The sequence below is a fragment of the Micrococcaceae bacterium Sec5.7 genome, from assembly GCA_039636785.1.
Classification (GTDB): domain Bacteria; phylum Actinomycetota; class Actinomycetes; order Actinomycetales; family Micrococcaceae; genus Arthrobacter.
The window spans coordinates 2,490,072-2,512,234 of record CP144169.1; the positions used below are offsets into that span (position 1 = coordinate 2,490,072).

The 22,163-nt window shown below is 63.2% G+C and carries 19 protein-coding genes and 1 pseudogene; 9 read left to right on the forward strand and 11 right to left on the reverse strand.

Translation table 11 applies throughout. From position 1 onward, the window contains the following. Positions 1 to 24: 24 nt before the first annotated feature. Both V3C33_11855 and V3C33_11860 read right to left on the reverse strand, forming a co-directional pair. Positions 25 to 1,338, reverse strand: coding sequence for a P-loop NTPase (locus V3C33_11855; protein XAS66197.1), 1,314 nt, complete (start codon positions 1,336 to 1,338; stop codon positions 25 to 27). Beyond that, positions 1,335 to 1,979 carry a hypothetical protein gene (locus V3C33_11860; GenBank protein XAS66198.1) on the reverse strand — a complete coding sequence of 215 codons (645 nt, stop codon included), beginning with the start codon at positions 1,977 to 1,979 and terminating at the stop codon, positions 1,335 to 1,337. The genes V3C33_11855 and V3C33_11860 overlap by 4 nt, the downstream gene beginning before the upstream one ends. A 157-nt stretch (positions 1,980 to 2,136) precedes the next feature. Here V3C33_11860 and V3C33_11865 point away from each other — a divergent pair, with 157 nt between their 5' ends. Then, entirely contained in the window at positions 2,137 to 2,352 is a 216-nt protein-coding gene (locus V3C33_11865) for a helix-turn-helix domain-containing protein (protein XAS66199.1), read from the forward strand. Between the two features lie 24 nt (positions 2,353 to 2,376). Here V3C33_11865 and V3C33_11870 read toward each other — a convergent pair whose 3' ends face one another. Further along, complete coding sequence (locus V3C33_11870; protein XAS66200.1) at positions 2,377 to 2,949, reverse strand: hypothetical protein; 573 nt, start codon at positions 2,947 to 2,949, stop codon at positions 2,377 to 2,379. Positions 2,950 to 3,099: 150 nt separating this feature from the next. Here V3C33_11870 and V3C33_11875 point away from each other — a divergent pair, with 150 nt between their 5' ends. Both V3C33_11875 and V3C33_11880 read left to right on the forward strand, forming a co-directional pair. After that, positions 3,100 to 3,921: a LysM domain-containing protein gene (locus V3C33_11875; GenBank protein ID XAS66201.1), complete on the forward strand. Its 822-nt coding sequence runs from the start codon at positions 3,100 to 3,102 to the stop codon at positions 3,919 to 3,921. A 38-nt stretch (positions 3,922 to 3,959) separates the two neighbouring features. Next, entirely contained in the window at positions 3,960 to 4,394 is a 435-nt protein-coding gene (locus tag V3C33_11880) for an Rv3235 family protein (protein XAS66202.1), read from the forward strand. Positions 4,395 to 4,491: 97 nt separating this feature from the next. Here V3C33_11880 and secA read toward each other — a convergent pair whose 3' ends face one another. From secA to mtrA, 7 genes and pseudogenes are all read right to left on the reverse strand, one after another. Then, entirely contained in the window at positions 4,492 to 7,230 is a 2,739-nt protein-coding gene (gene secA / locus V3C33_11885; GenBank protein ID XAS66203.1) for a preprotein translocase subunit SecA, read from the reverse strand. A gap of 47 nt (positions 7,231 to 7,277) precedes the next feature. After that, a pseudogene (locus V3C33_11890) lies at positions 7,278 to 8,542 on the reverse strand (crosslink repair DNA glycosylase YcaQ family protein). A gap of 32 nt (positions 8,543 to 8,574) precedes the next feature. Further along, complete coding sequence (gene raiA / locus V3C33_11895; protein XAS66204.1) at positions 8,575 to 9,300, reverse strand: ribosome-associated translation inhibitor RaiA; 726 nt, start codon at positions 9,298 to 9,300, stop codon at positions 8,575 to 8,577. A gap of 143 nt (positions 9,301 to 9,443) precedes the next feature. Continuing rightward, complete coding sequence (locus tag V3C33_11900) at positions 9,444 to 10,376, reverse strand: phosphoribosyltransferase family protein (GenBank protein XAS66205.1); 933 nt, start codon at positions 10,374 to 10,376, stop codon at positions 9,444 to 9,446. Positions 10,377 to 10,462: 86 nt separating this feature from the next. After that, positions 10,463 to 12,181, reverse strand: a complete 1,719-nt coding sequence (locus V3C33_11905) for an LpqB family beta-propeller domain-containing protein (GenBank protein ID XAS66206.1) — start codon at positions 12,179 to 12,181, stop codon at positions 10,463 to 10,465. Further along, complete coding sequence (mtrB, locus tag V3C33_11910) at positions 12,178 to 13,971, reverse strand: MtrAB system histidine kinase MtrB (protein XAS69730.1); 1,794 nt, start codon at positions 13,969 to 13,971, stop codon at positions 12,178 to 12,180. Before mtrB ends, V3C33_11905 begins: the two co-directional genes overlap by 4 nt. Positions 13,972 to 14,083: 112 nt before the next feature. Then, on the reverse strand, positions 14,084 to 14,758 hold the full coding sequence (mtrA, locus tag V3C33_11915) for an MtrAB system response regulator MtrA (protein XAS66207.1): 675 nt from the start codon (positions 14,756 to 14,758) through the stop codon (positions 14,084 to 14,086). Between the two features lie 344 nt (positions 14,759 to 15,102). Here mtrA and V3C33_11920 point away from each other — a divergent pair, with 344 nt between their 5' ends. The 6 genes from V3C33_11920 (at position 15,103) to V3C33_11945 (ending at position 21,057) form a co-directional block, all read left to right on the forward strand. Continuing rightward, positions 15,103 to 16,146 carry a hypothetical protein gene (locus V3C33_11920; GenBank protein XAS66208.1) on the forward strand — a complete coding sequence of 348 codons (1,044 nt, stop codon included), beginning with the start codon at positions 15,103 to 15,105 and terminating at the stop codon, positions 16,144 to 16,146. After that, positions 16,136 to 16,789: a DUF4129 domain-containing protein gene (locus tag V3C33_11925; GenBank protein ID XAS66209.1), complete on the forward strand. Its 654-nt coding sequence runs from the start codon at positions 16,136 to 16,138 to the stop codon at positions 16,787 to 16,789. Before V3C33_11920 ends, V3C33_11925 begins: the two co-directional genes overlap by 11 nt. Before the next feature lie 119 nt (positions 16,790 to 16,908). Then, positions 16,909 to 18,000 carry a DUF4350 domain-containing protein gene (locus tag V3C33_11930; protein XAS66210.1) on the forward strand — a complete coding sequence of 364 codons (1,092 nt, stop codon included), beginning with the start codon at positions 16,909 to 16,911 and terminating at the stop codon, positions 17,998 to 18,000. Further along, positions 17,997 to 19,046 carry a MoxR family ATPase gene (locus V3C33_11935; GenBank protein XAS66211.1) on the forward strand — a complete coding sequence of 350 codons (1,050 nt, stop codon included), beginning with the start codon at positions 17,997 to 17,999 and terminating at the stop codon, positions 19,044 to 19,046. The genes V3C33_11930 and V3C33_11935 overlap by 4 nt, the downstream gene beginning before the upstream one ends. A 5-nt stretch (positions 19,047 to 19,051) precedes the next feature. Continuing rightward, the gene (locus V3C33_11940; protein ID XAS66212.1) at positions 19,052 to 20,344 is read left to right on the forward strand and encodes a DUF58 domain-containing protein; all 1,293 of its coding nucleotides are present in this window, start codon (positions 19,052 to 19,054) and stop codon (positions 20,342 to 20,344) included. Further along, positions 20,341 to 21,057 carry a DUF4166 domain-containing protein gene (locus V3C33_11945; protein XAS66213.1) on the forward strand — a complete coding sequence of 239 codons (717 nt, stop codon included), beginning with the start codon at positions 20,341 to 20,343 and terminating at the stop codon, positions 21,055 to 21,057. Before V3C33_11940 ends, V3C33_11945 begins: the two co-directional genes overlap by 4 nt. 54 nt (positions 21,058 to 21,111) lie before the next feature. Here the strand turns inward: V3C33_11945 and V3C33_11950 are convergent, their stop codons facing one another. Then, on the reverse strand, positions 21,112 to 22,161 hold the full coding sequence (locus V3C33_11950) for a hypothetical protein (protein XAS66214.1): 1,050 nt from the start codon (positions 22,159 to 22,161) through the stop codon (positions 21,112 to 21,114). Between the last annotated feature and the right edge of the window lie 2 nt (positions 22,162 to 22,163).

Below are 22,163 nucleotides of genomic sequence, written 5' to 3' on the forward strand. Positions count from 1 at the left end.
TTCATCGCAGCCCTCATGGTGAGCCTAGCTCTTTAGCCGACGCTTTGCTGTGGGAGAAAAGACAGAGGATCGCCGGGTTTGCTGGACAGGTGCACAAACAAGGCCAGCGATCGCATAACGCAGCGGAGAGTCCGGTGCCGCCTCAAGCAACAGTGAGCCGGACAAAAGCGCTGCATCACTGGCTGCCTGGTCCGCAGGCAGGAATGCCTGGATCGCCGAGGACGGCGCGTAACGGTCCCAGGCATCCCTGAGCTGGCGCTCGGGAGACCGGCCCACTGCAGCTGCGCGGACCTTGTTCATAACAACGTGGGGGGACGCCTGCGGGACTGCCGCCTCAAGCTCCGCCAGTCCGCGCACAAGGCGCGGCACCCCGATCGGGTCTGCGGAACCTATGGCATACACGGTATCCGCCATCTCGAGGCTGCGCAGGGTCGCAGCGTTTCGCCGTGGAGCCATCGTGTCAAAGCTGAGTTCTTCATCAGCTTCGAGGCAGAACCCGGTGTCCACCACTACTACGTCCGCGATCTCCTTTGCACGTTCCAGTACCAGCGAAAGCGCCGCGGCACGGAGCTCGGTCCATCTCTCTGCCCGGGTGATTCCGGTCAGGACCCTGAATGTTCCAGACTTTGTGGCCACAGGCATGGCGACCCGCAGCAATGCGTCCTTGTCCAGCAGCCCCTGGTCCGCCAGCCTGCAGGCCTGGGCAAGACCGGCCGCCTCATCCAGCAAGCCCAGGACGGCAGCCACGCTGGCACCGTAACTATCCGCGTCCACGAGCAACACGGATTTACCCTCGGCGGCAAGCTCGCCGGCCATATTGGCAGCGACGAGGGTCCGGCCCGGTGATCCGGCCGGTCCCCAGACAGCAATAATCTGCCCGGTTCCGAACGCCACCGGAGCGGCGTCTGCGGTGTCAGGCAGTGGCCTGAAGGCAGCGCCGGTGTCCGAGAAGCCGCTTTCGCGCGAGGTCCCCTGCCGGGATCCTGTACCCGTCAGCTGAGCCACTGCATCGGAGATCCTTGCGGCCAGGGCAGAGGACTCTACCCCGGACAAAGCGGAAGCCACACCGATCCCGCGCAGCCTGGCAGCCTCTTCCGGGCTGTCAGTCAGGGCGATGATTGCTACACCCACTGCCCCCAGCCGGTCCACGAGGGACGCGGTGAGCTCCTCGCTGCCTTCGGCCACCACAGCTGCCCGGGCAAGCCCGCTCTGGCATGCAGCCAGCAGTTCAGACAGCTCGGTACACCTCCGAACCACGGCGACAGGACCGTGGAGCCGTTCGAGGCCACCGACCAGATCCTCCTGAGATTGCCCGACGGTCACCACGGGGATACTCATCTGGTTCCTCCGCCCGGATTCCAGACCACGGAAATCTTCGCTCTGTTCGCCTGTGCCCCCAGCAGTGCGGGCATCTGTGTATCGGCAACCAGGACCAGCAGAACCGTGGACTTCGAAGACCCCAGGGCCGTGGAGCCGGACGTGACCTGGGAAATTTCAGCACCGGGCAACAGAAGCCTGGGCTCGCTGAAACCATTGCGGGTATCGGGGAGCGCCACCCAGACGTCTACCAGTGTGCCCGCAACGGCCTGGTCCGGGAGCGCTTCCTCTATGGTGACCGAAACGGGCTTGCGGTCAAGTGCGTCCACCTGTCCCAGGCTCGCCCGGGGCACGAGCAGTTCCTTGCCTATGCGCTGGACAGCAACCATCCCTTCAGGAATCCCCGCTTCAACGGTGATGTAGTGTGTCTGAACGTCGCCCAGCCGCACTTTGACCCGGTTCAAGTTATCCGGCGTAAGCTTCTCCCCCACGGCGATCGCTTCGCGTGCCGCATACACCTCAGTGGTCTGGTCTGCGCTGGTCACCAGCGAAATCACGCCGACAACCGACGCCAGAACCAGAAGGATGCCGACAAGCAGCCGGGGGTCCTTCCATGACGGCTTTTTCAGACGGGCTCCCGTAACCGCTGCGGTAACACTCATTCGATCTGATCCCCTTGTCCGTGCCGGCCGGACGGCTATCTGCTCCGGACATCATCATTGTTACGGCAAAGAGGCCGGATCGGAAAGTCACAGACCCAAACAACACCAAACTGTGGATAACCGCACCACCCGGCGTCATTGATGGCAAAATGGATACATGCCCCGATTCCTCACCCTTGCAGATGTTGCCGAACAGCTTCAGATCAATTCACCGGCCGCCTATGCCCTGGTCCGTAGCGGAGAGCTCAAGGCCATCCAGGTGGGCGGGCGCGGCCAATGGCGCGTTGAGGAAAAAATGCTGGAGCAGTACATCGACGAGCGCTATGCCGAAGCCAGCCGCATGATCGAGGAATCAAAAGCCAAGTCAGTCTGACATGGCAGGTCCACTCTCCGCTGCCTACATTTCACCGGATCTGAGCGATCTCAAGGCTCCCAACGCACTAAACGGAACAGTCGACATCTGACTCACGCTGCCGGAACGCCTGGCCTCCCCGGGCTGGGTTATGGCCAGGTCAAAGAAGTCCCGCCCAACCCTGTCAATCACGCCGCTTAGACTGGCCTCGCCGGTTGAACCACACCCCAGAATGACTGTCAGCCCGGACCTGTCACGGGCCAGTCCCCGCAAGGCGCTGGCCAGTCCCAGTTTCTGCCTGACTGTTGAAGGCTCGCCGACCGCCAGCCGGCCAAGTCCCACGTACCGCGCCGCCGAGGCGTACGGAATCAGAACCTGCTGTTGCTCTTCGTTGAGCACCAGTCCGTCGGCGCCCGCATGGCTCAGCATCCCCTCAAAAGCCGAGCCCGACGCGAGGTGCACACCGATGCGCCGGCCAAGCGAGCCACGGAGCCGGTCCGCCAGTTCAATCGAGGCTGTATCCACTCTGGCGCGCTCGGTAATTTCTGCTTCCAGCCCGATCCTGTCTCCAGCGGCAAACTGTGCCTCCATGTCATCAAACAGAGCATCCCAACGCATGGCGCCAGCGTAGGCCGGACGGGCCCACGGGTCAATTCGCGGGATTTCCAACAATCGTCTGGACAAACATCACTGAAGTGATGCAAACTATGTTTATATTCATCAAACACCATCAAATCGCATCAAACACACCCTAAGGAGCTGGAGGCCATGCAAGCACTGTCTCCCCGGCCAGTCAGATCCGACGCAGCCATGGCAGTCGTCATTTTGCTGCTGGGCCTGTTTCTGACCCTTACAGGCGCCAATCTCATCGAGAGATGGCACATTTCAGCTTTCCGTCGGCAGTCCCTCGGCTTCGAGGATCTGCTGGGAATCGTGGCGAACACCGTGGGTCTGGTGATGGTTGTCTGGTGGGTAATTTCCTTGCTCATCGCCTTCGCTGCCGCCGTTCTTGAGAAATGCGGCAGTAAGCGCGCAGCAGCTGCAACAGGCAGATACAGCCCGGCGTTCATGCGACGGCTGGCTCTGGCCGCGCTGGGGATTCAACTGATCTCTGCCCCGCTCGCCAACGCGGAGACGCTCCCGGCGGGCCCCGGCTGGAGCCCAACCCAGCAGGTGGCGGCCGCTGCGGCGTGGGCTCCGACGGGTGCCGGGGAGTCCGTTCAGCTGCAACATCCAACGGTGGCGCCCGCCGCCCCGTCCCCCGCAGAACTTCCGCCCGGTGCGGCTGGGCTGCCACCGGATCTCAAGCCCCGTTGGAAACCCAGCTCTCCTGTTGCTGAGCCCGGCCTGGTTGTGGCGCATCCCATCCGTGCGTCACAGGACAGCGGCAGCGCTGGCACCGGCGGCGTCACGGTGCTCGCAGGAGACTCTCTCTGGAGTATTGCGGCCCGCGATCTTGGCCCCACGGCTTCCGACGTCGACATCGCCTTGCATTGGCCCCGCTGGTACCAGGCCAACAGGGCAGCCATCGGTGAGTATCCCGACGTTCTACTACCCGGCCAGATCCTCAAGTCGCCGTCCGCGGTCTAGTTGCCGACATGCATCCCCGATCAAGCAAAGGAACCACAATGAGTGCCGTAACTTCCATTCGCACCCGTGCGGACACCAGCTCCCCGCAGGATCCGCCTTTCCTTCAGCTACGGGCAGCAGACGAAGGCCGGGAAATCAGTGCAATAACCCGGAATACCGTCCAGGCTGCCATCGAAGTCCTCGCCGGGACGCGGCCGGTCCAGCAATTGGCCCGACGACTCGATCAGCGCTGCCTCAATGCCCTTCAGCACCGGGCGTCATTGATCCGGCGCGAAGCCGCCAACAGCTCGTTCCCAGCCGTGAAACGGCTCCACCGGAATCCCGCCGTGCGGTCGGTCCGGGTGTGCGAAGTTTCGCCGGACGTATATGAGGCAAGTGCCGTCGTCGTTGATGAACTGAGGGCCCGGGCCGTAGCCGTCAGGCTGGAACGCAGCAAGCAGGTGTGGCGCATTACTGCCTTGGAAATCGGCTGAAGCGCGCGGCCGAGCAGTCGCGCAAACAAGTGGGACCGGAACATTCGTTCCGGTCCCACTTGTTTTGCTGACGACTTGCCTGCCAGGCGATTTGGACTCAGCGGCGCTTTTTCCTGGTCCCGCGCTTAGCGTTGTCCTGGGCGGCCGCCTTGGCCGGGTTGCCCGAGCGCGCAGAGGACTTGCCTTCCACACGGGTCTGGCTGGCTCCGTCTTCGCCGGGCGCGGTGTATTGCAGCTGGGCGGGCTTTTCCGGTGTCTCCAGACCGGCGGCACGGATCTGCGGTTCATGGTGTTCCGTGTGCTCCCCGGCGGAATCTGCAAAGACGATGTCCTCGGCAGGAGTGACCTCGACCTCCAGATTGAACAGGAAGCCAACGCTCTCCTCCCTGATGGCTTCCATCATCGATTGGAACATGGTGAAACCTTCGCGCTGGTACTCCACCAGAGGGTCACGCTGGGCCATGGCACGAAGGCCAATGCCTTCCTTCAGGTAGTCCATCTCATAGAGATGTTCCTGCCATTTGCGGCCGATCACAGAGAGCACCACACGCCGTTCCAGTTCACGCATACTGTCGGAACCGATGGCCTCCTCCCGGGACTGATAGACCAGCCGGGCGTCGGACAGCAGTTCTTCCTTGAGGAACTCAACGGTGAGGCGGGATTTGCCGCCGGCCTCGTCGATGACGTCGTGCGACGTCACACTCACCGGGTAAAGCGTCTTGAGGTTGGTCCACAGCTGGTCAAAGTCCCAGTCATCGCCGTTCCCTTCAGACGTTGCGTCGTCAATCAGGGCGTTGACGGTGTCTTCGAGGAAGAACTGCACCTTCTCATGGAGGTCATCGCCCTCGAGAATACGACGGCGGTCCCCATAGATGGCCTCGCGCTGGCGGTTCAGGACGTCGTCGTATTTAAGGACGTTCTTGCGCTGTTCAGCGTTGCGTCCCTCAACCTGGCCCTGGGCCGACGCGATGGCCCGGGAAACAAGCTTGGACTCAAGTGCCACGTCATCGGGGACTGAGCTGTTCATCAAACGCTCGGCCGCACCGGAGTTGAACAGCCGCATGAGGTCATCGGTCAGCGAGAGATAGAAGCGGGACTCCCCCGGATCGCCCTGACGGCCCGAGCGGCCACGCAGCTGGTTGTCGATGCGTCGTGATTCATGGCGTTCGGTGCCCAAAACGTACAGGCCGCCCATTTGCAGGACTTCCGCGTGCTCTTCCTTGACCGACTGCTTGGCAGCGTCCAATGCGCCGGGCCATGCGGCCTCATAGTCCTCGGAGTTCTCCTCGGGGTCGAGCCCGCGGTTGGCCAGATCAGCGATGGCAGTGAATTCGGCGTTGCCGCCCAGCATGATGTCGGTACCGCGGCCTGCCATGTTGGTGGCAACGGTCACTGCGCCATGACGCCCTGCCTGGGCCACGATGGAGGCTTCACGGGCATGATTCTTGGCGTTGAGGACCTCGTGCCGGATACCCTCCTTGGCAAGCAGCTTGGAAAGGTATTCGCTCTTCTCAACGCTGGTGGTACCCACCAGGACCGGTTGCCCCTTTTCGTGCCGCTCGGCAATGTCCTTGACCACGGCGTCGAACTTGACGGTTTCGTTCTTGAACACAAGATCCGACTGGTCGATCCGCACCATGTCCCGGTTGGTCGGGATGGCCACCACACCGAGTTTGTACGTTCCCATGAATTCGGCGGCTTCGGTTTCTGCCGTACCGGTCATGCCCGCGAGCTTGCCGTACATGCGGAAATAGTTCTGCAGCGTCACCGTTGCGAGGGTCTGGTTTTCGGCCTTGATCTCGACGCCTTCTTTGGCTTCGATCGCCTGATGCATGCCCTCGTTGTACCGGCGTCCGGCGAGAATGCGCCCGGTGTGCTCGTCCACAATCAGGACTTCGCCATCAAGGATGACGTAGTCCTTGTCCCGTTTGAACAATTCCTTCGCCTTGATGGCGTTATTGAGGAAGCCGATCAGCGGCGTGTTGGCTGATTCATAAAGATTCTGGATGCCCAGGTAGTCCTCGACCTTTTCGATGCCACCCTCAAGGACGCCGACAGTGCGCTTCTTTTCGTCGACTTCATAGTCCTGGTCGGTCTGCAGCCGCAGCACAACCTTGGCGAACTCGCTGTACCACCGGTTGGTGTCGCCCTGGGCCGGTCCGGAAATGATCAGCGGGGTACGGGCCTCATCGATCAGAATGGAGTCAACTTCATCAACGATGGCAAAGCTGTGGCCGCGCTGGACGAGTTCGGACTTGTCCCAGGCCATGTTGTCGCGCAGGTAGTCGAACCCGAACTCGTTGTTGGTCCCGTAGGTGATGTCAGCGGCATACTGTTCGCGCCGGACAGACGGATCCTGATTGGAAAGGATGCATCCGCTGCTCAGCCCCAGAAACCGGTAGACGCGGCCCATAAGGTCAGACTGATACTCGGCGAGGTAGTCGTTCACGGTAATGACGTGGACGCCGTTTCCGGCGAGGGCATTGAGGTAGGCCGGAGCGGTGGCCACGAGAGTTTTACCTTCGCCGGTCTTCATTTCTGCGATGTTACCCAGGTGCAAGGCGGCTCCGCCCATGAGCTGGACATCAAAGTGCCGCATGCCCAGGGTGCGTGAGGACGCTTCACGTACGGCGGCAAAGGCCTCGGGAAGGAGATCATCAAGCTTCTCGCCATCCTGATGGCGTTCGCGGAGTCGATCTGTTTCTTCGCGCAGTTCGGCATCCGTGAAGGTTTTGAATGAGTCTTCAAGGGCATTAATGGAATCGGCATAGTTCCGCAGTTGCCTCAGGGTTTTTTTGTCACCCGTGCGGAGAAGTTTTTCGATAAGTGATGCCACGTGAAGTTGCTCCCAATCTCATGCTGCCGAATTCTGGCGTGATTAGTCTACGGGAGAGACCCGGGGCAAGTTGCCTCTGTTCCCTGAGAGCGGATACTCCCCTGCGGCCCGCCGATGACCGCAGCCAGCTGCGGTGCAAGATCCCCTGCCGGGTACACCAGGACGTCGTCCAGGCCCAGCCATTCGGCCATGAGCCTCAGTTCGGCGGCGAGTTCGACGGCGGTGTCCGGCGGCGCACCAGGCTCGGCATGCGATGCCCTCGCGAGCAGTCGACTGCCGGCGCGGTCTGCCTTGAGGTCGACCCTTGCAACAATGCGGTCCCGAAGCAGGAACGGCAAGACGTAGTAACCGAATCGCCGTTTGGGTCCCGGTGTGTAGATCTCGATCCGGTAATGGAATCCGAACAGGTCCTCGAGCCGGCGTCTCTCAAATACGAGTGAATCGAAAGGGCTGAGCAGCGCCGTCCCGGTCGCAGCGCGCGGCAGCGTCGCCTCCGCGTGGCGGAACAGCGGCTTATCCCACCCTTCCACCGTGACCGGCACCAGCCGGCCGCTGTCCACCAGATACTGCACGGAAACAGCTGCAGCGTTCACGGGGGTGCGGAAATAGTCGGCGAAACACCGCACGGTTCCGATCCCATGAGCCTGCGCTGCCGCTTCGATGAGCCGGTGCATTGCGGCCGTTCTGTCCGCCGGGGTGTCATCAAAGGCGACCGTGGGCAGGACCCGGGCAGTCAGAGTGTAGCGGCGTTCAAACTGATCGGTCCGGGAGGCGGACGAGACCAGCCCCTCCGCAAAGAGGTGTTCCAGCACCCTTTTGACGGCATTCCAGTTCCAACCCCAGTTGACCTGTTGTCTGTCCTCGACGTGGCCCAGCCGGGCGGTAAGTTCGGCAGCAGTCATGGGCCTGCCGGTGGCCAGGGCCTCAAGTATCTTCGCGGCGACCCCTTTGCAAAGCACCGGTTCCATGGCGGAAGCGCCCACCCACTTGCGCTTCTGCCACATCACCAGGTCCCGGAAGTGCTCCGGGCGGATGAAACTGGCTTCGTGGGCCCAGTACTCCATCATGCGTCTTGGGTGGTTGCCTGCCATCCGATGAAGGATGTTGCGGTCGTAATTTCCCAGTCTTGAGTAGAACGGCAGAAAGTGGCTTCTGGAAACCACGTTGACGGAGTCGATCTGGACTAGTTGGAGCCGGGCAAAGGTACGGCCCACCGTCCGCGATGTCACGGGCCGGCGGGCCGTCCTTTATCCAATCCCTGGGCTGCCAGTGCGATCCGCCGGGCCTGTACGAGGCTCAGTGATGCGCCCACGTCAGTCCTTTCGTCGGAAAGTTGGCACCAGCTTATGCGCTGGCGGCCTCATCGTCGGAACGGTAGGCATGAATCTTTTCTTCCAGGGCGGTTACACCAGGTTCACATTCCTGGTCCAGCGCAATGACGCCGTATGTCCAGCCGCGGCGGCGGTAGACCACTGAAGGGGACTTGGTCGCCTTGTCCACAAACAGATAGAAATCGTGGCCTACAAGTTCCATGTTGTCCACAGCATCATCGAGAGTCAGCGATGCGGCGGGGAAAACCTTCCGGCGGATCAGCACCGGAGAGTCGCCTGCGGGAATGTCGTTGTCCACCTCGTAGGGAGACTTCTCGGCCGGGGCGGCCGGGGCGTCAACACGATGACTGGCCTCAACATAGATTGGCTCGCTGGCGCTGGCAGGTTCCAGAGTTGCCGTGGCCTCCCGGACGGCCTTCGGTGTGTGGCGGCCGTGGTGGACCTTCTTGCGGTCCTTGGCCCTGCGGAGCCGCTCAAGCAGCTTGCTGTAGGCGAGGTCGAACGCGGCGAACTTGTCTGCGGCGCTGGCTTCGGCACGGATCACGGGGCCGCGGCCCAGGACTGTCACTTCAACGGTGAGCTGGTCACCGGTCTGGCGTGCATTCGTTTCCTTGGAAACCTTCGCATCAACCCGCTGGACTTTGTCCCCAAGCGATTCAATCTTCGAGATTTTCTCGCCGGCGTATTCGCGGAAGCGGTCTGAGACCGTCAGATTTCGTCCGCTGATCATGAACTCCATGGTGCCCTCCAAATGACTTCGGTGACACGACGGCGGCACTTCCAAGGGCCGATCTGCTTGACTGTCGAGCCCCTTTCCGAGCCGCCATCGACAGGTACATCTGTTCTTGGTACCCATATCCGACGTTAGTTCATCGCCACCGGTTATTCATCCTTTCGTGGTTTATTTTTTTCCAAGTCGCCGGCATTTCCGGGCGCACGCTGCGGACCAGTGCCTGACGGCGCTCCGACCGGCGGGCGTGTCGCGGCCAGGACCACGGCTCCCCTGACCACACCGCCCGCCATGTGGACCGCCCGTGCCGCCTCGGCGAGGGTTGCACCCGTTGTGAGGACGTCGTCGACAATAATGCACGGGCGCCCCCGGATTTCTTGACCGCTTCTTGTACCGGCCACACGCATGGATCCCCGGGACCGACGTGCACGGGCGCCGCGGCCCAGTCCTTTCTGCCCGCCGGACGATCGATCCTGTCCAGCCAGCGGACCGGACTTCCTGAGGACGTTGTGCACGGTCATGCCTGAGAGTGCCCCGCGCCTGCGGAGGCTGTTGAGGAGCAGGCTGACAGGGCTGAACCCGCGTTTACGGAAAGCGCTGTTGCTGCTGGGAACCGGAACCAGACAGACGTCCGGCACATTGGCGGCGGCGTGGACGGCGCGGCCGAGGCCCTTGCCCAAAACCGTTTCCAGCTGCCCGTGGCCGTGTCTCTTGAAAGACAGCACCGCCTGCGCCAGTTCTTCGCGGTAGATGCCGGCCGCAACCACAGGAAGTATGACATTGCCGTCTACATCCATCAGCGCCGGGGCCTGTGCCTCTGCCCTGAACGGATTGCGCGTCAATAACCGTATCTGGCGTTCGCAGGCGGCGCAGAGAGCAAGGTCTTCAGTTCCACAGCACACGCAGTCCACGGGCAGCGCCAGCGCAAGAAGTTCCGTTAGTGCCCCGGCAGCCAGCTCAACTGCCCGCAGGATCGGTTGCCGGTATTCGCTGCGGTGCTTGGATGAGGGCCCGCGAGGCAACAGGTCGGGGTCCGAACGGGCGCGTGCGCGGCACCGGCCGTCGTCGTCGTCCGAGCTGTTCACCCGCCAATATTCCCGCGTCCGGCGCCGTGGGCGGAAGCCTGCCGTTTTCCTATGTGGAAAACCCTGGCAGTTCCGGCCCAACCGGGTTACCCCGGGAACGACGGGTCGATGGGTCCCTTCAGTTGAGGCGACCAGCCGTTTCCAAGCCTCTGGAAAATGCCTTCCTCGGACTGCCCGTAAATCTCCTCGGGCCCGTTGCCGGCGCTAAGGGCCACGAGCCCGGGCCACGGAGCCAGCTGCTGCGGCTGCCCCGCGCTCAGGGAAAGCAACTCCGGAGTCACATTGGCAGAGGCCGCCCCCCTCATAACCGCAACCGTGGTGTCGTTGACCCAGACGCCCTGGTCCGGGTTGCTGGCCGCAACCAGGGTTACGGCAGTTGTCAGTTCTTTGGGTGTGCCGTCTGCTGCGCGGATAACGCCGGTGATCTGTACACGGGTCTTGCCGTTCTGCTCGGATATCACCAGAGCACGGACGCCCTCGCGGGAAATCCGGAAATCCTTGACCGTCCGTCCGGCAAGCCAAGAGGGCGACAGAGTCACGGTGGGGACGGTTGCACCTTCCGCTACCCCAGTGGGCTTGAAAGCCACAAGCTCTGTGGCTCCGTCGGCCCCGGGCCCTGCCGTCCAGACCCAGTCATCGTGGCTAAACGACGGATGCGTCAGAGTGCTGCGGGTTGTGAGCGCCCTGGCCGGCTGGCCGGGCACCATCGTATACAGCGTGGAGCGGCTCCGGTTGAGGAATGCGACAGACTGCGAGACGGGTGACTCTGCCGGTGCCCGCGGGCCAAGCGCTGAAACCGGTTGCATGTCGGGCAGGGGCGAAATCCTGTTGTTCTCGTACCGCACGAGTTGGTTGTTGCTGACAGCGATCTGGCGGGCCGGAACACTCTTATTGAGAACCGGCGGAAGGATGGAGCCGTTGTCCTCGAGCCGAACCAGGTCCTGGTTCGCCCGCAGCTCGACGTTGATCACGTCCGGCTGGCTGCGGAAGGTGAGTGCCAGTTGGGTCTGCATCCGGAGCCTGTCTTCCCCTGATGCCTCGGTCAGTTCTTTGGCAGTGAGGTCCACCTGCGCAGCGCCTGAAACCACGGGCACTGACTCCCGTGCCAGCTTCATCCCCGAGGGAAAGGCGCTCACAACGGCACCCTTCAGATAGGGGGCCGGTCCGCCCAGTAAAGCGCTGGTCATCGCCTTAACGGTTTTCTTCTTGATGAACCACCGTATGTCAGGTACCGCATAAGTGAAGCTCGGATCGTAGAAGTAGATCGGATACGCACCGTAGATCACTTTGAACGTCTCTTCCGGAATGGCCGTGCCGTCCGGAAGCGCGGAAATACGCCATTCCCCATCTACCTGGGTCACGGTGGCGGGGATACTTTCCCTGGTGCCCTCCGGCATCTGTGTTGCCACGCCGTCGGCGTCCACAGAATACGAGACATCAAGCTGGTAGCTATAGACATTTTCGACGCCGGTCTTGACAACCTGCGCATGGCGGTACACGAGCGCCCGCTGATCCGGTTTCCAGGAAACGGAAGACGCCTGTGTCAGGTACTGCCGTGCCACGGCGTAGTCGTCCTCATAGCCGCTGCCTGCCAGGTAGAAATCCTGGATCACGGATGCCGGACCAGCGCCAGGCTGAGGCGCTTCTGGGAAGAATGCCGGGACGTTGATGTTTCCGGCACTTTCATCCGTGCTCTTGCCCACCGGGCCGGACCTGGGGATCTGGGCACAGGATGTCAGGAGGAACATCAGAACAGCCAGCACTGCAACTACCGTGTGCCACAACCTCACCGGTGACCGGGTCATGATTTCTCCTTCGCTCCGGTTGGTTCGGTGGCTTCAGCTGGTTCAGTTGCGTCTGGATCCGGGGTGGACCCCGGATCCAGGATCAACATGGTGCGTTCCCGTGCAGAGCCCGGCAGTGCGACGTCGGCCGGTTCGAGCTGAAGCGGAGACTTTTCGATGCTGCCGCCCTGTTTAAGCGGTACCGTGAGGCGAAAGTTGGATCCCGTCCCCTTGTTCCCCCACGCCTGCAGCCAGCCGTTGTGCAGCTTGGTATCCTCGGCGGCGATGGAGAGTCCCAGGCCGCTGCCGCCGGTGGTGCGCGCCCGTGCCGGATCCGCACGCCAGAATCTGTCGAACACCCGGGCCGCTTCCGCGGGACTCATGCCGATGCCGTGATCCCTCACGGCCACAGCCACAGCGGACTCATTCGCTGCCACGGAAATGTTGACAGGCCTGCCTTCGCCATGTTCGAGGGCATTCAGGACAAGGTTCCGCAGAATCCTGTCGACCCGCCGGGCATCCATCTCCACCACGATGCTCCCGGCCGGGGCGTTGAGGGTGACGTCGGAACCATACTCGGCAGCGACGGGGGCCGCGCCTTCCATCACATGGGAGATGACCTGCCGGATGTCCGCGGGTTCGGCGTCGAGCATTGCGACGCCGGCATCAAACCTTGAGATTTCCAGCAGATCTGCGAGGAGTGACTGGAACCGTTCCACCTGGTTGTACAGGAGTTCAGCGGACCGTTTATTGATGGGATCGAAATCATGGCGGGCGTCGTAGAGTACTTCCGCGGCCATCCGGACTGTAGTCAGTGGTGTACGTAGCTCATGGGAAACGTCGGATACGAAGCGCTGCTGCATTTGTGACAGGGTGGCCAGCTGCGTGATCTGTTCCTGAAGGCTGGCCGCCATGTGGTTGAAAGAGGCGCCCAGACGGGCCACTTCGTCCTCGCCCTTGACTACCATCCGCTCCTGCAGTTGCCCGGCAGCGAGTTTCTCCGACACCAGGGCTGCGTGGCTCACCGGGCTGACAACGTTCCGTGTGACGTACCAGGCGATGGCGCCTATCATCAGCACCAGCACGGCGCCGCCTGCCCAGAGGACATTCTGGATCTCGTTGAGGGTCTGCTGTGCCGTGTTCAGATCATAAATAAGGTAAAGCTCGTAGACGGTGCCGTTGAAGGTCACTTTATTTCCGACCGCAATACCCGGACGGTCCTCTGTCCCCACCGGGAATTCCGTGGAGGCCCAGTATTGGTCCTTACCCGAATCCTGAACCGCTGTCCGCAGCTCCTGAGGAATGACACTCACCGTCAGCTGGTCTGAGGCCCGCGACTCAACCCAGCGGTTCCGGGGCTTGTTCTGCTCCGGCATCGCTTCGAAGACGTACCGCCGCTGGATCACGGAACCCCGGCCTTCAACGGCGTTCAGGGTGTCGTAGACCAGCGTGATGACACTGGACTGGTCGGTGACCTGTGCACCGTCGAACGTGTCCTGCACTTGCTTGACATTGAAGCGGGTCTCCGATTCCGCCTGGGTGAGGCGTTCCTGGAACAGGTTGTTGGCAATCTGATTTGACAGGTACGCTCCCACTACCGCGAAGGAGCCGACGGACAACAGAAGCGTTGTCAGTACTGTCCGGAATTGCAGGGAACGCCGCCACCGGCGGTGGAGGGTCTGCGCCAGGAAGCGGATTCCCGGGAAGAACCGGCTAAGCCCGGTGCGGACGAGCCGGGCGACCCGGAGCACAACGATCAGCGCGCGCCGTGTCCAGATCCGGGCACGCTCCGGCAGCCGCGACAGGGTCACGCCCAGCGCATCGGAGTGCTCGGGTGCCGGATGGGGATGCGGGGCGTGGCCCGATTGCGACGGACCCGACGGGGTAGGACCCGGCGCGCCGCCGGTGTCGCCTCCTGACGGCTCAGGAACCTGCTTTGTAGCCGACACCACGAACCGTCAATACTACTTCGGGGGCTTCCGGATCGCGTTCGATCTTTGACCTCAGGCGCTGGACATGGACATTGACCAGTCTGGTATCGGCCGCATGCCGGTAGCCCCAGACCTGCTCGAGCAGAAGTTCCCGGGTAAAAACCTGCCAGGGTTTGCGGGCCAGAGCGACCAGAAGGTCGAATTCCAGGGGCGTGAGTGAGATGCGTCCGTCTCCGCGGCTCACCAGGTGGCCGGCGACGTCAATGGTGATGTCCGCGATCCTCAGCGTTTCAGGGGCCTTCTGGTCACCCGGGCGCAGCCGTGCACGGACCCGTGCCACAAGTTCAGCCGGCTTGAACGGTTTGGGCACATAGTCGTCAGCACCGGATTCGAGTCCGCGAACCACATCCGAAGTGTCGGACTTGGCCGTGAGCATCACGATGGGAACGTCAGACTCCGCACGGATCTGGCGGCACACTTCAATACCGTCCGTCCCCGGGAGCATAAGGTCCAGCAACACGAGATCCGGCTTGGACGAGCGGAAGACTTCCAGCCCCTTGCTTCCGTCCGCGCAAAAGACCGGCTCGAACCCGTCATTGCGCAAGACTATGCCGATCATCTCGGCCAGCGCCTCGTCATCGTCAACTACCAGAATGCGTGCCTTCATAGTTATATATTCCCTTATTGCCGTGGCTTTGTCCCGTTGACTGGATCCACGGCATGGCGTCCGCGGTGCCTGCGCAGCATTCAACGACGCGCGTGGAAGGTGCCGTGAGGTGGAATGTCCAGTGCTGATTCGCTCAGCATGCTATGACGCTCGACGGCGGAACTATAGGCTGGGAGCGTGCCGGGCGTTGCCGGACGCCAGAGGCATGAACTGTGATCTTCCGGCCGCCCAAAACGCCCGGGCCGAGTCTTGTGGGGAGGAACAGGTTGTCGCAGCAGGATCCGAATACGCCGCCAGCGTGGGGCGGCCAGCCTCAATGGGGTGCGCCGCCAGCCGGCCCCGACATGCCGCAGCACCGGCAGCCCCTGTACGTTGCTCCGCCGAAACCAGGCATTGTTCCGTTGCGTCCGCTGATGTTCGGCGAAATCATGGACGGCTCCTTCCAGACCATCCGGCGCAACGCCAAGGCAATGTTGGGGGCGGCCCTTCTGGCCCAATCGCTGAGTGCCATTGTCACAGCGGCAGTCACGGCCTTTACCACCGTTTCCGCCGGATCAATTGAGGCGTGGATAGCAGGCCGAGAGAACTCGGATCTGGCAGCGCTCGGCTTCGGCGTTGCCGGCGGAGCGCTGGTTTTCGCAATACTCACCCTGATAATTTCCGCAGTACTGCAGGGGGCCATGGTAGTCCCGGTGGCCAGGTCCATCCTCAACCGGCAAACAGGCTTCAGGCAGATGTGGGCGCTGGCGCGTTCCCGGGCGGGGGCCCTGATCCGGCTGGCCGGAATCCTTTTTCTCGGCGGTCTGCTGGCTGCAACATTGTTTGTTGTGACAGCAGCTGCCCTGATCACCGCGCTGGGCGGAATTTCAGCAATTATTCTCCTGCCGCTTGCACTGGGGCTTTTTGTGGTGATGATCTGGGTTTACGTCAAGCTGATGGTGGCGCCCGCCGTCATTGTGGTGGAGGAAATCGGCGCATTGGATGGAATCCGCCGGTCCTGGCATCTCACCCGTGGCAATTGGTGGCGCATCCTGGGCATCACCCTCGTAGTGGGCATCATGGTGGGCGTGATCGCGCAGATTGTGATGATCCCCATCAGCCTGCTCTCCGGATTCCTCTCCACCGTGGTGTCTCCCCACGGTGGCGCGTCACAGGCGGCCACGGCAGCTGTGGCGGTGGGAATCGTGTCCGCAATCGTCGCCGCCCTGATTGGTGCAGTGGGATATGCCTTCCAGACCTCGGTGATGGCGCTGCTCTACATGGATCTCCGCATGCGGAAGGACGGCCTGGACATCGTCCTGCTCCGACTGCTTGAAACCGGGGCCGACCCCGACGGAGTACCCGGACGAGGACTGCCGGACTACGGGGCATCCGCGGATGCGGGCTGAGACGCCGGTCCTCCCCGACCGCGAAGAAGCACGCCGTTGGGCCGTGGAGGAGCTGTCAAAACCGGACTACAGCCATGCCTGGCCCGGCTGGATCGATGGTTTATGGAAGCAGCTGACGGATTGGCTCCGCTCTCTGGACGGCAGCGGTGCAGGCGTGGACGGGACCGCGGCGGCTCCCCTGATCGGGGTGGTCATAGCGGTACTGATCGGCGTCGCGATAGTTCTGGTCCGCCCGCGCCTTAATCCGAGCCTCAGACCGCGAACTGACATGTTCGACGCCGACAATGCGGTCAGTTCGGCCGGTTACCGCGAGCGCGCAGCAGCCTCTGCGGCCCGCGGCGACTGGCGTGCCGCCGTCGTCGATCAGTTCCGCGCCCTGGTGCGGTCCGCAGAGGACCGGGATGTCATAGAGCCCCGGCCCGGCCGGACAGCGGACGAGGTGGCAGGGCAACTGGCCCATTCCTACGGCGCCGCAGCGGACAGGCTGAACGAAGCCGCCCGGACTTTTGATGCCATCCGCTATGGGCGGGCAGATGCAGACGCCGGTGATTACGCAGCCATCGTGGATCTGGAGCTCTCGCTCGTCTCGTTAAAGCCGGCCCGTGACACGACCGGCACCGGAAGCTTTACGGTCCCCCGATGACCGTGCCCGGACCGAAAGCCGGACAATCGGCGGTTTCCGAACCCGGGACGCCACCCGGCGCCTCCCCGTCTCCTGTGCTACGTGCCTGCAAATGGTTCACAAGGCACCGGTCCAGGATCGTGATCGGCACGGTCTTCGCCTTTGCGCTGCTGATTACCCTCGCCGCCCAGTTGCAGCCCCGCGGAGATGCCGTTCCTTTGTCCGCACACAACGCCGCTCCCGACGGTGCGAAGGCTGTCGTTGAAATTCTTGGACGTCAGGGTGTGGACGTTCAGCCTTCGGACTCGTTCAAGGACACCAATGCCGCTCTGGCCGCCCGCCCCGGCTCAACCGTCCTGCTGTACGACCGCAACGGCTTCCTGGACCATGCCCGGTTGCAGCAGCTGAGGAACAAGGGCGGCAGGCTGGTGGTGGTAACACCGCGGCTCAACACGCTCACAGGGCTGGACACCGGAATCCGCCAGGCAGGAGTGGTGCCTTCGTGGGCGTCCACGCTGGAACCCGGGTGCAGCTTCTCAGACCCGAATGCAGCAGGTACTGTCACCGCGGAATCCGGATTCCTCTACACCGGCAGCGGCGTGTGCTACCGTCCGGCCGGAAATGACGGTGGGCTTTACGCGTCATCCGATGACGGCCGGCTGATAGTGCTGGGCAGCACGAACATCGTCAGCAACAGCCGCCTTGACGACCACGGCAACGCCGCGCTGGTCCTGCGGACGTTGGGCCCCACCACGGATCTGATCTGGTACCTCCCCGGCCTTGCTGACGTCGCGGCGGCTGATTCGCCGCCGACCCTGGACGAACTTGCCCCGGACTGGCTGGCGTTTCTGGGCCCCTGGCTCGTTTTCGGGGCCGTGCTTGCAATGCTGTGGCGCGGACGGAGGATGGGACCGCTGGTGTTTGAGCCGCTTCCAGTTGTGGTGAAGGCCATTGAGACAGTGGAAGGCAGAGCACGTCTGTACCATGACGCCCATGCAGTGGACCGGGCCAGAGACAATCTCAGGGCAGGGGCCTTGGTCCGGCTGGCGAAAGCTCTCCGGCTTGGTGCGGGCGCGGAGGCGGGGGACGTTGTGTCGGCAGCCGCACGCTGTCTTGGCAGGCCAGTGGCTGATACAGACGCGCTGCTCAACGCCCATCCACGTACTGAGACCGAGCTGGTGCACTGGGCACAGAAGCTGGACCGACTAGAGAAAGAGGTAAGTGCCCGATGAACGAACCAAGCGGCTCCGCCCGTGACACCTATGGCAGTACACCCGTCACAACCTGGCCGCCGGCTGCCCCGCCGCGGAACGACGATTCACAGCTTCGGGATCCTGTGCGTCAGGCACTGCTGGACGTCAGGCACGAGGTGGCCAAAGCTGTTGTTGGCCAGGATTCGATTGTCACCGGGATGCTCATCGCCTTGCTCTCACGCGGGCATGTACTGCTCGAGGGGGTGCCCGGGGTTGCGAAAACCCTGCTGGTCCGCACCCTGTCTGCGGCATTGAATCTGGACACCAAACGCATCCAGTTCACTCCGGACCTGATGCCCGGCGATGTCACCGGATCACTCGTCTACGATTCCCATAGCTCTGAGTTCAGTTTCCGCGAGGGGCCGGTTTTCACCAACATCCTGCTGGCGGATGAGATCAACAGGACACCGCCCAAAACGCAGGCGTCGCTCCTGGAGGCCATGGAAGAGCGCCAGGTCTCGGTAGACGGGGTCTCCCGGAAGTTGCCGGCGCCGTTTATTGTGGCTGCGACTCAGAACCCGGTGGAATACGAGGGCACCTATCCGCTGCCCGAAGCACAGCTTGACCGCTTCCTGCTGAAACTCACCATGCATCTGCCTGGGCGGGAGGACGAAATTGAAGTCATCCGGCGGCACGCTTCCGGTTTCGACCCCCGGGATCTGTTGGCCGCAGGAGTGCGGGCCGTCGCCGGCGTGGATGAGCTGGAACGGGCGCGGCACGCGGTGGCCGCTGTCACGGTTGCACCGGAGATCCTGGGCTACATCGTTGACCTTGTCCGAGCCACACGTTCGGCGCCCTCATTCCAGCTGGGTGTGTCGCCGCGAGGAGCTACCGCGCTGCTGAACACCTCGAGAGCATGGGCATGGCTGTCCGGCCGCAACTTCGTCACCCCGGACGATGTCAAGGCACTGGCGCTCCCATGCCTCCGGCACCGGGTTGCGCTGCGGCCCGAAGCCCAGATGGACGGCGTGCAGGTGGACGATGTGCTGGGCAGCATCCTGGCTTCAGTACCCGTCCCCCGCTGACTGCGATGGCGATTTCGGGACGGTTTGTACTCCTTGCCTTCGTCGGCCTTGCCCCGGTGCTGCTCGTTCCAGGCTGGTGGACGGTGCTGCTGGTACTGCTGGCGCTTGGCGCTTTGTTGTTACTTGAGCTGGGGTTCGCCGCATCCTTGAAGAGCATCGCAATGGAGCGGCAGGCACCGGGAAATGTCACGCTGACAGGCACCGTGGAATCGGTGCTTACGGTCCGCAACAACGGAAACCGCGCCCTCCGGGCCCTGGTGCGCGATGGGTGGCAGCCATCTGCCGGGGCGGCGAACCCCAGACAGGACCTTGACGTTCCGGCCGGGGAAAGTCGCCGCATGACCGTACGGCTCCAGCCCGTGCGGCGTGGTGACCTGTCAGCTCCCCACGTGACGCTGCGCTCGTTCGGCCCGCTCCGGCTGGGCGCCCGCCAAAAGACGGTGCCCTGCCCAGGGTCCCTGCGCGTCCTGCCACCATTCAACTCCCGGCGGCACCTTCCGTCCAAGCTCCGCAGACTCCGTGAGCTCGACGGCAAAGCCGCAGTTCAGATCCGCGGTGCGGGGACCGAATTCGATTCGCTCCGTGAGTACGTCCGCGGCGATGATGTGCGCTCCATCGACTGGCGTGCCACTGCCCGCCGCTCTGCCGTTGTGGTCCGCACCTGGCGTCCCGAACGGGACCGGCGCGTGGTCATCATGTTGGATACCTCCCGGACCGCCGCAGCAAGGATCGACGACGAGCCACGCCTTGACACCGGTATTGAGGCTGCACTGCTCCTGGCGGTTCTCGCCGAGCGAGGCGGGGACAGAGTGGATTTTTTCGCGTTCGACCGGAGGACGCGCGGCAGGGTGGGCTCCGCTGGCAAGGGAAATCTGCTGGGCAGGCTGGTCCAGGCCATGGCTCCGCTGGAAGCGGAGCTGATCGAACTCGACTGGCAGCAGATTCCTGGCCAGGTCCGTGCCGTATCGGCGCACCGCTCGCTGGTGGTCCTCCTGACGTCACTGGACGGCGGTGCTCCGGAGGAAGGGCTGCTCCCCATGGCCGCACAACTCGCCCAACAGCACCTTGTGGTAGTGGCCTCCGTCCGTGACCCCATGCTGGGGACCATGCTGCTCGAGCGGACCACCGCCGCTGATGTCTTCCGGGCGGCAGCCGCCGAACGTGCGCTGCTCGAGCGCGAAGCCGTCAGCGTTCAGCTCCGCCAGCTGGGTGTCGAGGTTGTGGACGCCGAACCTCATCAGTTACCGCCGCTGCTGGCGGACACTTACATCCGTCTGAAGGCGGCGGGCAGATTGTGAGCGGCGCGTCCATCCACCAGCAGGCTCTGGGCCAGGACTTCGGCCTGCTTCAGCCTGAACTGCAGGAATACTTTTCACTCGCCCCCGGCTCCGGCCACTATGGAGTAGGCGAGGGTATGTTCGATGTAGTGGGATGCCGGCAGCGCTGGTTGAGTCCGCTGCTGAAATTGACGGCAGGCGAGCAGGCGTTCTTCCCGGAATACGGAGAATCTGTGCCGTTCCGGATCGAAAACCACGCTCATCTGGATCCGTTCGGACGCTCCAGCCTGACGGCCCGGCGGGAGATTTTCTTCCCTGGCCACACCCGGGTTTTCCAGGACACCACGAGCGCCACGAACACCGGCGACAAGCCTCGGCTGGTGGACTATGTGGGCAAGTACCGGCGGCTGGTCACGGACCTGAACCTGAGCGTCACCGCGGAGGGCAGGCTTCGTGGTGTTTCGGGGGCCTCCCGTCTGTTCCTCGGGCGGTTTCGGATCCCTCTGCCCGCCGCTCAGGACGCCAAGGCATATGCGGAACAGTCGTGGGACGGTGCGGAAGGAGAGCATGGCAGGCACCGGATCCAGGTTAAGGTCATCCAGCCCCAACTCGGGCTCGTACTTGTCTACGCGGGAGGCTTTGACTACCGTCTTGAGCCCTACCCCGGCGGCAATTCAGCACCGGGGTTTCTTCCACGCGTGGCGCAGCCGGACCGCTGGGAGTGGCGAAGCTGATCCAGCGTCAGCGTAGGGAGCCAGTGGGCCCGCCGCCGGTTGACCCGGCACCGGTCATCCCATGGACAGCTGGTTCAGCCCGTCCGCGACCTGTGTCAGCCGGACGAGTACCTCTGTTGCCGATTGCGGCGTGTGGCCCGCCAATCCGTCCGACGGTGTAACGCGCAGCGTGCTGAGCGAGGACGCCGGCAATCCCAGCTGCCGCCACGGGCGCCAGACGTTGTCGACGACGTCGGATACCTTGGGCAACCCGGCACTGTCCACCTGCAACGCACCGGCCCAGAGCCGTTTTCCGGCCTCAACCGCACCGGCCAGCTGCTCCCATTGACGGGATGTCAGCGCCTTGAGGGGAACAGCGATGCCGTCCGCGCCGGCCGCGAGGATACGTTCGAAGGGCGCCTCGATTTCCGGGACCGCCACCACAATTTCGGCAGCCCCGGCGGCGCGGACGGCGTCAACAACCACCCGCCAGGATTCGGTGGCTTCCTGGCCGTCGACTGACCGCAGCGTCCGGTAGCCGCTCGACGTCGGAATGGTGCCGGCCAGTACCGAGGCGATATCGGGTTCATCGAGCTGCACCACAAGCCGTGCACCAGGCACAGCCGTGGCAATGCGGCCGAGGTAGTCGCCCACCCCGGCGGCAAGGGATTCTGCAATATCGCGCCGCGCACCGTAGTCGATCAGCGCACGCTCTCCGTTGTGGAGGTGGAGTCCCGCCGCAAGACTGAGCGGTCCGCGCAAGTGCACTTTGAACTCTGCCGCCGGGCTGTCCTCAACGCCTGCAATATCAGCCAGCACGTTGATGTCCGTGGCCAGCGCTGACCGGGCGCGGATGAGATCGCGCCCCGGCCGGTCCACTATCCGCCAGCCATAGGGCTGCACATCAACGGACATTTCCACGAGCAGCGACGCTGTACGGCCGAGCGCATCGGAGCCCACCCCGCGGTCCGGAAACTCCGCCAGGAAAGGCAGGTGCGGGCCGCCGAACTCGCCACGGATGATCCGCGTGGCTTCCACGGGGTCTTCGCCCGGCCAGGGTCCGAGGGCTGTGGCCGTGACCTGATCCGGTACCGGGAGTTCTGTTATCTCACGCTGAGGAGCCACCG